This is a genomic window from Bradyrhizobium tunisiense, from assembly GCF_042263385.1.
GTDB lineage: Bacteria > Pseudomonadota > Alphaproteobacteria > Rhizobiales > Xanthobacteraceae > Bradyrhizobium > Bradyrhizobium tunisiense.
This window is the reverse complement of sequence record NZ_JBHLEV010000015.1, coordinates 28,722-41,216: the sequence shown is the minus strand read 5'-3', so window position 1 is coordinate 41,216 and position 12,495 is coordinate 28,722. Positions and strand designations below refer to the sequence as shown.

The following is a 12,495-nucleotide window of genomic DNA, read 5'->3' as shown; positions in this document are numbered from 1 at the left end:
CAGCGGCGCAACAGGGTTTTTGCATGCTGCATACAATTTGCGCGTTGTGCCATTGTTTTCAGCTACATGTGTCGGTATTTTCGGCAAGCCAAGGAGCCGGAAACGGCTAGGATGAACTCGAAGCAACGAGGCGCGCGTGCAGCAGAAGTCGGACACCCCGAAGGGTCGAAAGTCGCCCAAACTCAAGCGGATGGGTCTGCACGAGCGCGCTGCCGCGCGGATGCGGACGATGATCATCCGCGGCGAGCTGCCGCCGGGATCGCAGACGCAGGAGACCAGGCTGTCGAAAGAGCTCGGCGTGTCGCGCACGCCGCTGCGCGAGGCGATGAAGGTGCTTGCCGCCGAAGGATTGATCGAGCTCCGCCCGAACCGCAGCCCGCGCATCGCCGACATCGCAATTGACAGCATCTCGGAATTGTTCGAGGCCCTCGCCGGCATCGAGCGGTTGGCCGCCGAGCTTGCCGCCGTCCGCGCGACCGATCGCGACCTCGCCCGCCTGCGCACGCTCCAGACCCGCATGGAGGGTCATCATCGCAACGGCAAACTCGACGAGTACTTCGCCATCAACGGTGAGATCCACAACACCATCGTCCGCATGGCGCGCAACACGCCGCTGCGCGAAGCGCACGAGACGCTGATCTCCCGGGCCGAACGCGCGCGCTATCTCGCACTGGGTGCCGACAAGCGCTGGAGCAATTCGGTCGACGAGCACGCCGGCATCCTCGCCGCCCTCGAAGCGCGCGACAGTGAAGCCGCAGGACGCCTGCTCGGAGCCCATGTCCGCCAGACCGGCACCGCGCTGCTCGAGACGCTCGCTCCCAAACCCAAGCTGACGGCAGCGTGACCATGAAGCTGCTGCTGCTCAATCCCAACACCAGCGCGGGGGTCACCCAGTTGATGACCGATGTCGGGCAGCGCGCCGCCGCGCCCGGCACCGAGGTCGTCCCCTGCACCGCGACGCGCGGCGTGCCCTATATCGCGACGCGGACCGAGGCGCAGATCGGGGGCGCGATCGCGCTGGAAATGCTGGCCGAGCAGCACAGGAAGGTCGATGCCGCGATCATCGCCGCCTTCGGCGACCCCGGCCTGTTCGCCGCACGCGAGACGTTCGACATTCCCGTGATCGGCCTTGCGGAAGCCGCGATGCTGACGGCCTGCATGGCCGGACGGCGCTTCGCCATCGTCACTTTCGCGCAGGCGCTTGGGCCCTGGTACGAGGAATGCGTCCGCGACCACGGGCTGCGCGAGCGCTGCGCCGGCATCCGCATGCTCGACACGCCGTTCCAGGCGATCTCCGAGGTCGGCACGGAGAAGGAGGACCTTCTGGTCGAACTCGCACAGCGCGCCGTCGTCGAGGATGAGGCCGACGTGCTGATCTTTGCCGGGGCGCCGCTCTCGGGACTTGCCGAACGCGTCGCCGATCGAATCCCCGTTCCCATCGTCGACCAGGTCGTCGCCGCCGTGAAGCAGGCCGAGGCGTTGGTGGCCTTGCGCCTGCGCAAGGCCACGGCGGGCACATACCGCCGGCCCGCCGCAAAACCCACCATCGGACTCGCCGGCGCGCTCGCCGCCCGGCTCGAGCATCGCGACAGCTAGGGGAGCTTTGGCCGGCGATGCGAAAATCCCAGTTCGTTTTCGATGGTACGGCCGAAGGCAAACAGGCGGGACTCGCCCCCCGGCGGCGCGATGATCTGGATGCCGAAGGGCAGCTCGCTCTCCCCTCGCGGCACCGGCAGGGTCAGGACCGCGAAACCGACCAGCGACACGATGAAGGTGACGGCGAGATAATCGATCGGTGTCTCCAGCGCCGCGCCATCGATCGCGGTGACATCGCTGACCTCGTTTGGCCACGGGAAGACCGAAGCCGCGGGCGCGACCAGGAAATCGGCACGCGCGAACAACTCGCGAAAGCTGCGGTAGATCGCAGTCCGCCGCCGCTCGGCGTTGAGGTAATCCTCCGCCGAGAGCTTGGCGCCCGCCTCGATATTCCAGATCACGGTGGGCGTGAGCTCGCCGCGGCGCGTTCTCAGCAGCTCACCATAGCTGTTGGCGATGTGGGCGGCACGAAGGGTTCGGAAGGCTTCGATCGCCCCGCCGCAATCGGGCGAGGACGAGACGATCTCGCCAGCACGCGCGAGCGCTTGGCAAGCATCGGCAAAACGAGCGCGGACGTCGCGCGAAACCGGCGCAACACCGAAATCAGGCGTGACTGCGATCCGGGAACGTCCAGCCAGGGGACGATGGTCCGCGGCGACGCCAGTCGAGAGCGGATCCTGCGCATCGCCACCAGCGCAGACCGACAGCGCCAGTTCGAGATCATCGACATCGCGGGCGAGGAAGCCGTGGCTGGCCAGCATGTCCCAGCCGAGCGGACGGCGCGGCGACGGGATTCGGCCGGGTGTCGGACGGATCGAGGCGACGTCGCAGAAGCTTGCAGGCGTGCGCACCGAGCCGCCAAAATCGGTGCCATGCGCCAGTGGTACCATACCGGCTGCGACGGCGACGGCGGAGCCGCCGGACGATCCGCCGGAGGTCAGCACAGGATGGAACGGGTTGCGCGTCGGCCCGCACAATTTATTGGTGCAGACCGCGCCGAAGCCGAATTCCGGCGTGTTGGTCTTGCCGAGAATAATCGCGCCGGCGCGCCGCAGCCGCGCGACCACGAGATCGTCCTCGGCCGGCACGTGATCGCGAAACAGAACCGATCCGTAGGTGGTCGCAAGCCCCGCGGTGTCGGTGAGGTCCTTGATCGCGACGGGCACGCCATGCAGCGGGCCGGTCGGCGCAGCCGTCGCGTCGCAGATGTCCGCCGCACGGCGGGCCCCTTCTGCATCAACAGTCACGAACGCCGCCAATTGCGCGTCCTTGCGTGCAATCCGCGCCAGATGCGCCTCGACGGCGTCACGCGAGGACAGCTCGCCCTTCGCAATGGCGCGCGCAAGGGCTGTGGCGGTGAGGTCGCAAATCGATCGAACCGAGGTCATCGGACTACAATGCCAAAACGCGCCGCAAAAAGCGACTGCGCCGGGCACGAGACTTGCTTTCTCCTCTGGGGCAACGGGAGGCAACATCATGGCTGAAGCGCAAGGCGGACGTTCTCTCGTCGTGGACGCGGTCACCCACCGCTATCCGAGCGGCGCGCTCGCGGTCGAGAACATCAATCTCGACATCAAGGGCGGCGAGATCATCGCCCTGCTCGGCCCGTCCGGCTGCGGCAAGACCACGCTGCTGCGCATCATTGCCGGCTTCATCGCGCAGACGCAGGGACGCATCATCATCGGCGACGACATCGTCGATACGCTGCCACCGAACCGCCGCGCGGTCGGCATCGTATTCCAGAACTACGCGCTGTTCCCGCATCTGTCGGTCATCGAGAATGTCGCCTACGGGCCCGCCGCGCGCGGCGTCGACAAGGCGACGCGCCAGCGCGAGGCGCAGCGCCTGCTCGAGCTCGTGCAATTGCCTGCGATGGCCGAGCGGCTGCCGCGGCAGCTCTCCGGCGGCCAGCAGCAGCGCGTCGCGCTCGCCCGCGCGCTCGCGATCAAGCCGTCGATCCTGCTGCTCGACGAGCCGTTTGCGGCGCTCGACAAGAATCTGCGGCTCGACATGCAGATCGAGATCAAGCGCCTGCAGCGCGTCTCGGGCATCACCACCCTGATCGTGACGCACGATCAGGAAGAAGCACTGTCGATGGCCGATCGCGTCGCCGTGCTCAGCCACGGCACGCTCGAGCAGTTCGGCACGCCATCCGACGTCTACGACCGTCCACAGACCCTGTTCGTCAATACCTTCGTCGGCTCCACCAACCGCATGCCCGGCGTCGTCGTGTCGGCGGATCGTACCGCCGCCAAGGTACGCCTCGACGCCGGCGCGGAGATCATCGCGCGGCCAGCGGCCGGCTCTCTCACCGAAGGCGGCCGCGTCACCGTCTGCATCCGCCCCGAACATCTGCAATTCGTCGGCGACGAGGCCGGCTTTGCCGGCGTCGTCGGCATGTCGCTGCCGCTCGGCGCCACCGTCGTCCACGAGGTCACCACCGCCGACGGCTCCGGCGTAAAAGTCTCCCAGGCGCGGATCGGCGAGACGCGTGCGCTGGAGAGCGGCGCTGCGGTCCGTCTCGCACCGCTCGCCCCGTCGCTCGCAAATGCCTTTCCTGCAACACTTTGAATCCAGTCTTTGTATAGAAGGAGTTCGACATGATCATGAACCGCCGAAGCCTGATGACGACCGCACTCACACTCGGCGCCATGAAGGCGTTTCCCGGACTGAGCTTTGCCCAAGCTCGTCCGCTGGTGTTCGCGACCTTCACCGGGAGCTGGGAGGAAGCGCACAAGGCCGTGCTGGTGCCGGCGTTCCGGAAGGCCAACGCCGATGCCGCGATGGTGCTCGACCCCATGCTTTCGGTCGACCAGATCGCGAAGGTGAACGCGGCCAAGGCCAATCCGCCGATCGACGTCATGCTGCACGATCCGGGTCCTGCCCTCGTCGCGGTCGGCCAGGACCTCGTCGAGCCCTACCCGGTCGAGAAGAGCACCTATTACAAGGACCTGATCGCCGAGGCGCAGGAACCGATGGGCCCCGCCCCGTTCTTCCAGGTGGTCGGCCTCACCTACAACCCGGAATCCGTCAAGACACCACCGACCTCGTGGGCCGATCTCTGGAAGCCCGAGTTCAAGGGCCGCGTCGGCATCACCAACCTCAACTCCACGCTCGGCACCGGCTGGCTGGTCGAGATCGCCAAGATGCGCGGCGGCTCGGAAGCCAATGTCGATCCCGCCTTCAAGGCGCTGGAGGAGCTGAAGCCCAATCTCGCCGCGGTCGCGGCCAACCCCGGTGCGCTCGCCACCTTGTTCCAGCAGGGCCAGATCGACATCTCGCCCGGCAACTTCAACGCCATCCAGATCCTGAAAGCGCGCGGCGTGCCGGTCGAGTTCGTGGCGCCGAAGGAAGGTGCCATCGCCTTCAAGACCACGATCCACATCGTCAAGAACTCGCCGAACCGCGAGCTTGCCTTCAAGCTGATCGAGGCTGCGCTGACGCCGGAGGTGCAGACCATTCTGATGAACCCGCCCTATCTGATCGTGCCGACCAATTCCAAGGTGACGATGGGCGGCGAGATCGCGCGCGTGCTGGCCAAGGATACCGCCGAGCTGAAGCAGAAATTCGTGTTCCAGGACTGGAAGAAGATCAACGAGCAGCGCTCGGCCTGGATCGAGCGCTTCAACCGCGAGATCAAGATCTAGCATATCGGGGGATCCGGCGATGGGCGCAGCACCGGCATCACGCGACGTGACATCCCACGGAATGGGGTTGGCAGCGCCGCTGGCGCTGTTCTTCCTGCTGTTCTTCGTCGCGCCGCTGCTGCAACTGCTCTGGCTCTCGCTGCACAACGACACGGCCGGGCTCCATTGGGGGCTCGGCCAATACCTGCACTTCCTCACCGACCCCTTCAGCCTCAGCGTGCTCGGCTCGACGCTGCTGCTCGGCGCCGAGGTGACGGCCTTGTGCCTCGTGCTCGGCTTTCCCGTCGCGTGGCTCTACCAGCGGGTCGGACCAAAGCTCCAGACCGTCATCATCCTGATCGTGCTGCTGCCGCTTCTGACCAGCGTCGTGGTCCGCACCTTCGCCTGGATCGTCATCCTGGGCCGCCAGGGCATCATCAATGCGACGCTGCAGTCGCTCGGCATGATCGATACACCGCTCAAAATGCTCTACACCCAGTTCGGCGTCGTCATCGCGCTGGCGCAGGTGCAGATGCCGTTGATGACGCTTCCGCTGATCACCGCGCTCGGCCGGATCGATCCCAATCTCGACGACGCCTCCTGCTCGCTCGGTGCCGGGAGCTGGCGTACTTTCTTCAGGGTCGTGCTGCCGCTGTCGCTGCCCGGGGTGATTGCCGGATGCACGCTGACCTACGCGGCCGCCATCACGGCCTTCATCACGCAATCGCTGATCGGCGGCGGGCAGATGCTGTTCATGCCGATGTATCTGTATCAGCAAGCCTCGACACTGCAGAACTGGCCGTTTGCGTCCGCGATCTCGATCATCTTCCTGCTCGCCGTGCTCGCGGTCGTCTCCGTCTTCACCACGCTCGGCCGCCTCTCGCGCGGCTATGGAGGCGCGTGATGGCCGGCCGCAAGCGCACTCTGGAAGCGATCAGCTTCGAGCTCGTGATGACGCTGATCGCGCTGATCGCGCTGATCATCATCATCGCGCCCTCGCTCGTGGTGCTGATCGTCTCCTTCACCAGCGGATTCTCGCTGCGATTCCCCCCGCCCGGCTATTCGCTGCGATGGTATGTCGAGCTGTGGAATGCCTGGCAGCTGCACTTCGCGGCGAAGAACAGCCTCATCGTCGCGCTGTGGGCAACCAGCCTGTCGGTCGTGCTCGGCGTCACGGCCGCGCTGGCGATCTCGCGGTCGCGGACGCTGTCGGCACGGCTGCTCGATTCCCTCTTCATGTCGCCGTTGGTGCTGCCGGCGCTGGCCTTCGGCCTTGCCGCGCTGATGCTGTTCTCGCTGGTCGGCCTGCCGGTCTCGCCGCTGACGCTGGTGATCGGCCACACCGTGGTCTGCGTGCCCTATGTCGTACGCAACACGGTCGCGGCGCTCGCCCAACTGGAGCCGACCCTGCTCGAAAGCTCGGCAGTGCTCGGCGCCAGCCGCCTCTACACGTTCCGCCGTATCGTGCTGCCCCTGATCCGGCCGGGCATCATCGCAGGCGCCTTCATCGCCTTCATGTCGTCCTTCGACAACGTGCCGGTGTCGCTGTTCCTGCGCGATGCCGCAACCGACATGCTGCCGATCCGGATGTGGCAGGACCTCGAGGGCAAGCTCGACGTCACCATCGCGGCGCTGTCGGGCGTGCTGATCATCGCGACCGTCGCGCTGGTCGCGATCATGGAGCGCGTGACGGGCCTGTCGCGGCGGCTGACGAACTGATCAGGCGCCCCGAAACAGCGAATAGCCCCAGCGCGTGAATTTCAGCGGCAGGTGGAAATGCTCGTCAACGTTCTTGATGCGAAAGCGAAACGGCGTCACGGTCAGGAAGCCGTCGCTGTCGCCGAAGAACTCGCCGAGATGAAACATCACCTCGTACTCGCCTGCCGAGATGCCCTCGCCTTGCGCAATGGGATGATCGAGCGCGCCGTTGCCGCCGAGCCGTCCGTCGGCGAGGCGCAGCTGCTCCGGATCGATCCGCCATATCTCGACGCGCAGCCCCTGCGCGGGCCGTCCGCTCGCCACGTCGACCGCATGAATGGAAATGCCGCCTGCCACCAAATTCCTCCCGTGAACGCAGCGCCATGGTAGACGCAAACACAGCCGTTCGGCCAGTGCCCGCGCTGCTGCCGGCCCTGGCAGCGATGACATGGCTCCAGGCCCTGGTGGCGCTTGCCCTGTTCGCGCCCGGCGTGATCGCGCCGCGCGCCCATATCGAGGTCTGGCAGCTTTCGCTATTCTCCTGCGCAGTGTTCGCGGTCGGCATCCCCGCTTCGTTCTGGGGCGGCGGCTTCATCGCCCGCATGGGCTCGCTGCGGATGGCAAGCCTGTGCGCAGCGGCCATCATCGTCAGCATGGCGCTGGCCTCGCTCGGTTCGACGGCGGCGCTGCTCGCCGCCGGCCTCTGCCTGGGCCTCGCCTTCGGGCCGGAAACCCCTGCCAGCGCGGCGTTGCTGGCCCGGCTCGTGACCGCCGAGCGCCGCGCCTTCGTGTTCTCGGTCCGCCAGACCGGGAATCAGATCGGCGCCGTCTGCGGCTCGCTGGTCTTGCCCGCGATCGCCATCACGCTGGGACCTGTCTGGTGCTATGCGTCGGTCGGCGCGTGCGCGCTGCTGGCAATCCTGCTGTTCGAGCGACTGCGTCCGGCTTATGGCGCCAAGGCCGCACCGCCGCCGAAACTCGACCTCCGTGCGCGACTGGCGCTGGTGACCGCGGACCGGCGGATCGCGATGCTCGCGCTGGCCTCGATGCCGTTCAGCGCGATGCAGGTGTCGCTGAACACCGTGTTCGTCACGCTCGGCACCCGCGAGCTCGGGCTCAGCCATATCGAGGCCGGCACGGCGCTCGCCTGCGCGCAAGCCGGCGGCCTCCTCGGCCGTCTGGGCTGGGGCTATGTCGCGATGCGGCTCGACGCCTCACGCGGCGTCCTCGTCGTGATCGGGCTCGGCATGGCGTTCTGCGCCGCGCTGCTCGGCCTCGACGGCGCATCGCTCGGTCGCACCTGGCAGTTTGCGGTTGCAGCGCTGTTCGGCCTGACAGCCTCGGGCTGGAACGGCGTCTTCATCGCGGAGATCGCCCGCCTCGCCCCGCAGGACCGGATCGGCGACACCGCGGGCGCGGTGCTGACCGCCTCCTATGCCGGCCTGCTGGCGGCGCCTGCGCTGGTGTCGATCCTGGACGGTGTGGCCGGCCTTGGCGCGGCCTTCTTTGCCTTGGCGTGCCTGGCTCTCTGCGGCACAGTGGCGCTGATCCGGGGAGGCCATGACGAAGCCGGCACATAGCGCCCGCGAGATCGCAGCCGATGTCGCGGCCGGGCGGACGAGCGCCGCCGAGACCGCAAAGGCCGCGCTCGCGCGCATCGAGGCCGCCAAGGCGCTGAACGCAGTCGTCGCAACCGATCCTGCACGCACGCTGGCCGATGCCGCGGCTGTCGACGAGCGCCTGCGCGCCGGCGAGACGATGGCGCTCGCCGGCGTCCCCGTCGTGGTCAAGGACAACATCTGGGCCGGCGGCTGGCGCGTGACGCAAGGCTCGCGCCTGTTCGCCGATTTCATTGCGCCGCAGGATGCGATTGCGATCGAGCGGCTGCGCCGGGCCGGCGCCGTCATCGTCGGCATCGGAGCGACGTCCGAGTTTGCCTGCAAGGGCGTGACGACCTCGCCGCTATATGGCCCGACCCGGCATCCTCTCGATCCCTCGCTGACGCCCGGCGGTTCATCGGGCGGTCCCGCCGTCGCCGTCGCGGCCGGCCTCGTGCCGCTCGCGATCGGCACCGATGCCGGCGGCTCCAGCCGCCGGCCCCCGGCCCATGTCGGCGTCGCCGGCTTCAAGCCGTCCTATGGCGCGATCCCCTATGGGCCCGGCTTCGCCGAGCCGTTCTTCGGCCTTTCCGTCATTGCACCGATCGCAGCCGAAATTGCCGATATCGCGCTCGCGTTCGAAACGATGGCCGGCGTCGATCCGCGCGATCCGGATTCCGCGACGATCGCTCGCGACAGCGGCGAGCTCTCGGGCTTGCGCATCGCCTTCTCGCCGCGCCTTGGACTTGATGCCGCCGTTGATCAGGCTGTCGCCGACGGCGTCTCTCTGGCCGTCCAGCGTCTCGCCGCGGCTGGGCTACGGATCGCCGAATGTGATCCCGCCTGGCCTGCGGTCGCGACCGAAGAAGCCATCATGCCACTTCAACATGCCGGCCTCGCGGCGCTTTATGGCGATGTCTTCCGCCGGAATCCGAGCCTGTTCGATCCTGATATCGCCAACCAGATCGAGCGGGGGCTGTCGTGGTCGGGCGCAGAGGTCGCCGGCGCGCTGGTCGCAAGCGCTGCAATCGCCAGGGCATTTGCGGCGTTCCTTGGCGCATTCGACCTGCTGCTGACGCCAACCGTTCCATGCGTCGCGTGGCCATTGACGCAGCTCGGCCCGGACACGATCGGCGGACAGGTCGCAAGCCCGCGCGCCCACGCGACGTTCACGCCCTTCGTCAATCATGCCCGCCTGCCGGCGATTTCGATTCCATGCGGAACGGATCGGAGCGGACTGCCATTCGCCCTCCAGATCATCGCCGCGCGCGGACAAGACCGAATGCTACTTGGAGCAGCGCGACAGATTGAGGCGGTGCTGCGAACGCAAGTGCCGCCGTAGATGTTTCTCCCAACGCCTGCTCACAATGGCGGCCGTGCGATCTCCCGGCGTACCGGTTGCGCAAAGCGACCTTCTAACCAGTTGAAAAAATTGAACTCTAAGCTCCAACCCGTCACGGGCAAGTTTGAGCTGGCTTCAGCCGAGAAAATCCAGGTTAATCAAGCGTCGGTGGCACGTCAGACGCTGAGGTTCGAGCCGGATGCGCAACACGTTTCCCGCGAAACTGTAGCATGGAAATTGCATCGAAGTCGGGCGAAACGAGCGCCGAATGAACCTTATCAGTCTCGACATCCGCATGCTTCGGTCCTTGATCTCGGTCGTGGAGACCGGCAGCATCACCGAGACGGCGCGGCGGCTCGGCCGGACCCAACCAGCCATCACCCTGCAATTGCAGCGGCTGGAGGTGCTGACCGGCAAGCAGCTCTTCCTGCAGGGCGGCCGCAGGATGACACTGACCGAGGACGGCACCACCGTCCTCACCTACGCCAAATCCATCCTGAGGTTGCATGACGAGCTGATTTCGCAGCTTGCGTCGCAGGAGATCGAGGGACAGGTCGTGCTCGGCACGCCCGACCTCTACGCGGCCTTCATGCTGCCGCAGATCCTCAGCGTGTTCCGAAAATCCTTTCCGCGCGTCCAGGTCGAGCTCAACTGCGCGCTGTCGACGCCGCTGGTCGGCCTCGTCAAGCGCGGCGATGTCGACATCGCGCTCGTCACCCGGATGAACGATTTCACCGGCGGCCAAGTGGTGCGGCGCGAGCAGCTGGTCTGGATGACCGGCGAGCAGTCCGCCGCGCATCAGGAACGGCCGATCCCGCTCGCGCTCTTGCCGCCGGGCAACATCTATCGCGACTACGCGATCGATACGCTGGAACGCGGGAATTTGCGCTGGCGCATCGCCTGTGTCAGCGAAAGCGTGGGCGGACTACAAGCCGCGGCCTTCGCGGGTATGGCCGTCACCGTGCTCGGACGCAGCGCGCTGGTGCCGGCGATGCGCGAGATCGGGCCGAACGAGGGCCTGCCGCCGCTGCCAAAGATCGAGTTGCTGCTCTACAAATCGAGCGGTGCCACGTCGAAAGCGGCCACCGCCCTGCACGACTATCTCGCGCACTATCTGCGCCTCAACGAAGAACTCAGCGGCCGCGGGCCGATCGAATTGTCCTAGCGCAACGCCAGCTGCGGCCAGAACTTCGCCCAGGGCTGCGCCGCTTCGAACGCGGCGGCGATGCGGAAAATCATGGGCTCGTCGAGCCAGGGCGCGATGATCTGAAGCCCGATCGGCATGCCATCGCGATCGAAGCCGCAAGGCAGCGTCGCCGCCGGAAGGCCGGCGAGATTGATCGGCCACGTAAACGGTGACCAGCCGAGATGCGGATCGACCTTGCGGCCGTCGATCGTGCCGACGCCGATCTGCCCGGCCTCGAACGCGGTGACGGCAACTGTGGGCGTCACCAGCGCATCCACACGCTCGAACAGTTTGACGAAGGCACTGCGCGCCTGACCGCGGCGGTAACTCGCTTCGATATAATCCGTGCCGCTGTAGCTCCGTCCAGCGCTGACGACACCGCGATAGTCGGCTTCCGAACCTGCAAGATCGGCAGCGGTCTTGGTCGCGACGGCGGCCGCCTGCTCGGTGAACGCGATCGGCTTCAACGTATGCTCCAGGATGTCGGGATCGAGACCCGGGCCGTCCATGGTGACCTGTGCGCCGCAGGAATCGAGAACGCCGAGCGCCTTGCCAAAGGCCGCGCAGACATCGGGGCTGACGGCGGCGTAGCCGAGATCGGCGCTGGCTGCGATACGAACCCCTTCCAAGCGCCCTGCGTCCGTATTGAAGCGACGCGCGGAAACGGGAACGCTTGCGGCATCGCGCAGATCGTAGCCCGCGATGACCTCCAGCGTCAGCGCGGCATCGGCGACGGTCCGCGTGATCGGCCCGGTATGCGCGAGCGAGGCCCAGGACGGCGGCGAGAAGCCCGGCGAGCGCGGCACGAGGCCGAAAGTCGGCTTCAACCCGAACACACCGCAAAACGACGAAGGCACACGGATCGAGCCGACGCCGTCGGTGCCTATCGCGATCGGGCCGCAGCCGGCGGCAACGCCGGCCGCTGCGCCGCCGCTCGACCCACCGCTCGTGCGACCGGGATTCCACGGATTGCGCGTCGTGCCGGTGACCGGACTGTCGGCCGTTAATTTGTAGCCGGACTCGCAGGTGGTGGTTTTGCAGGTGATGATCGCATCCGATGCCTTCAGCGCCGACACGACGGCGGCATCCACCTCGGGCACAAAGCTCTTGTTCATCGGCGAGCCGGCATAGGCCGGCACGCCCGCGACGAAGACCAGATCCTTGATCGTGACGGGCACGCCTGCGAGCGGACCTTTGACTTCGCCCGCGCGCATCTCCCTGGTAAGTCGATCAGCCTCCGCCCTCGCCTGCTCGTACATCGGCGTCACCACCGCGTTGCAGGTCTCGTTCGCCGCCTGAAGGGCTGCAATCGTGTCGTCAACAACGTCACGCGGAGTGAATTCCCCGCGCCGGTAGCCGGCCATTATCTCGGTTGCAGAAAGCGCGCCGAGGCCAGTCGGCGCCGGCGGGAAGGCCGTTCGGCCGGAACCATCAGTCATCATCAACCCT

At 66.8% G+C, this 12,495-nt stretch carries 12 protein-coding genes; 9 read left to right on the top strand and 3 right to left on the bottom strand.

Going from position 1 to position 12,495, the window contains the following annotated elements; translation table 11 throughout:
• Positions 1-136 precede the first annotated feature (136 nt).
• On the top strand, positions 137-844 hold the full coding sequence (locus ACFDR6_RS35875; protein ID WP_375861304.1) for a GntR family transcriptional regulator: 708 nt from the start codon (positions 137-139) through the stop codon (positions 842-844).
• A 2-nt stretch (positions 845-846) separates the two neighbouring features.
• Positions 847-1,596 carry an aspartate/glutamate racemase family protein gene (locus ACFDR6_RS35870; protein ID WP_212092971.1) on the top strand — a complete coding sequence of 250 codons (750 nt, stop codon included), beginning with the start codon at positions 847-849 and terminating at the stop codon, positions 1,594-1,596.
• Here ACFDR6_RS35870 and ACFDR6_RS35865 read toward each other — a convergent pair.
• Positions 1,593-2,984: an amidase gene (locus ACFDR6_RS35865; protein WP_375861303.1), complete on the bottom strand. Its 1,392-nt coding sequence runs from the start codon at positions 2,982-2,984 to the stop codon at positions 1,593-1,595. The genes ACFDR6_RS35870 and ACFDR6_RS35865 overlap by 4 nt on opposite strands.
• A gap of 88 nt (positions 2,985-3,072) precedes the next feature.
• Between ACFDR6_RS35865 and ACFDR6_RS35860 the strand changes: the two genes are divergently transcribed.
• From ACFDR6_RS35860 to ACFDR6_RS35845, 4 genes are read left to right on the top strand one after another with little or no spacing between them, the layout of a single operon-like run.
• Positions 3,073-4,167: an ABC transporter ATP-binding protein gene (locus tag ACFDR6_RS35860; protein WP_317240157.1), complete on the top strand. Its 1,095-nt coding sequence runs from the start codon at positions 3,073-3,075 to the stop codon at positions 4,165-4,167.
• A 29-nt stretch (positions 4,168-4,196) separates the two neighbouring features.
• Positions 4,197-5,243: an ABC transporter substrate-binding protein gene (locus ACFDR6_RS35855; protein ID WP_212092935.1), complete on the top strand. Its 1,047-nt coding sequence runs from the start codon at positions 4,197-4,199 to the stop codon at positions 5,241-5,243.
• A 19-nt stretch (positions 5,244-5,262) separates the two neighbouring features.
• Positions 5,263-6,126, top strand: coding sequence for an ABC transporter permease (locus ACFDR6_RS35850; protein WP_375861301.1), 864 nt, complete (start codon positions 5,263-5,265; stop codon positions 6,124-6,126).
• A complete protein-coding gene (locus ACFDR6_RS35845; protein ID WP_317240159.1) occupies positions 6,126-6,941 on the top strand; it encodes an ABC transporter permease in 816 nt (271 codons plus the stop codon). The genes ACFDR6_RS35850 and ACFDR6_RS35845 overlap by 1 nt, the downstream gene beginning before the upstream one ends.
• Here the strand turns inward: ACFDR6_RS35845 and ACFDR6_RS35840 are convergent, their stop codons facing one another.
• Positions 6,942-7,277, bottom strand: coding sequence for a hydroxyisourate hydrolase (locus ACFDR6_RS35840; protein ID WP_317240160.1), 336 nt, complete (start codon positions 7,275-7,277; stop codon positions 6,942-6,944).
• A 26-nt stretch (positions 7,278-7,303) separates the two neighbouring features.
• Here ACFDR6_RS35840 and ACFDR6_RS35835 point away from each other — a divergent pair, with 26 nt between their 5' ends.
• The 3 genes from ACFDR6_RS35835 (at position 7,304) to ACFDR6_RS35825 (ending at position 11,025) form a co-directional block, all read left to right on the top strand.
• Positions 7,304-8,500, top strand: coding sequence for an MFS transporter (locus ACFDR6_RS35835; protein ID WP_375861300.1), 1,197 nt, complete (start codon positions 7,304-7,306; stop codon positions 8,498-8,500).
• Complete coding sequence (locus ACFDR6_RS35830) at positions 8,481-9,860, top strand: amidase (protein WP_375861299.1); 1,380 nt, start codon at positions 8,481-8,483, stop codon at positions 9,858-9,860. Before ACFDR6_RS35835 ends, ACFDR6_RS35830 begins: the two co-directional genes overlap by 20 nt.
• 268 nt (positions 9,861-10,128) lie before the next feature.
• Positions 10,129-11,025 (top strand): LysR substrate-binding domain-containing protein, encoded by an 897-nt coding sequence (locus tag ACFDR6_RS35825; RefSeq protein ID WP_212092941.1) that lies wholly within the window; start codon positions 10,129-10,131, stop codon positions 11,023-11,025.
• Here the strand turns inward: ACFDR6_RS35825 and ACFDR6_RS35820 are convergent.
• Positions 11,022-12,485: an amidase gene (locus ACFDR6_RS35820; RefSeq protein ID WP_375861297.1), complete on the bottom strand. Its 1,464-nt coding sequence runs from the start codon at positions 12,483-12,485 to the stop codon at positions 11,022-11,024. The two genes, ACFDR6_RS35825 and ACFDR6_RS35820, sit on opposite strands and share 4 nt — an antisense overlap.
• Positions 12,486-12,495 lie beyond the last annotated feature (10 nt).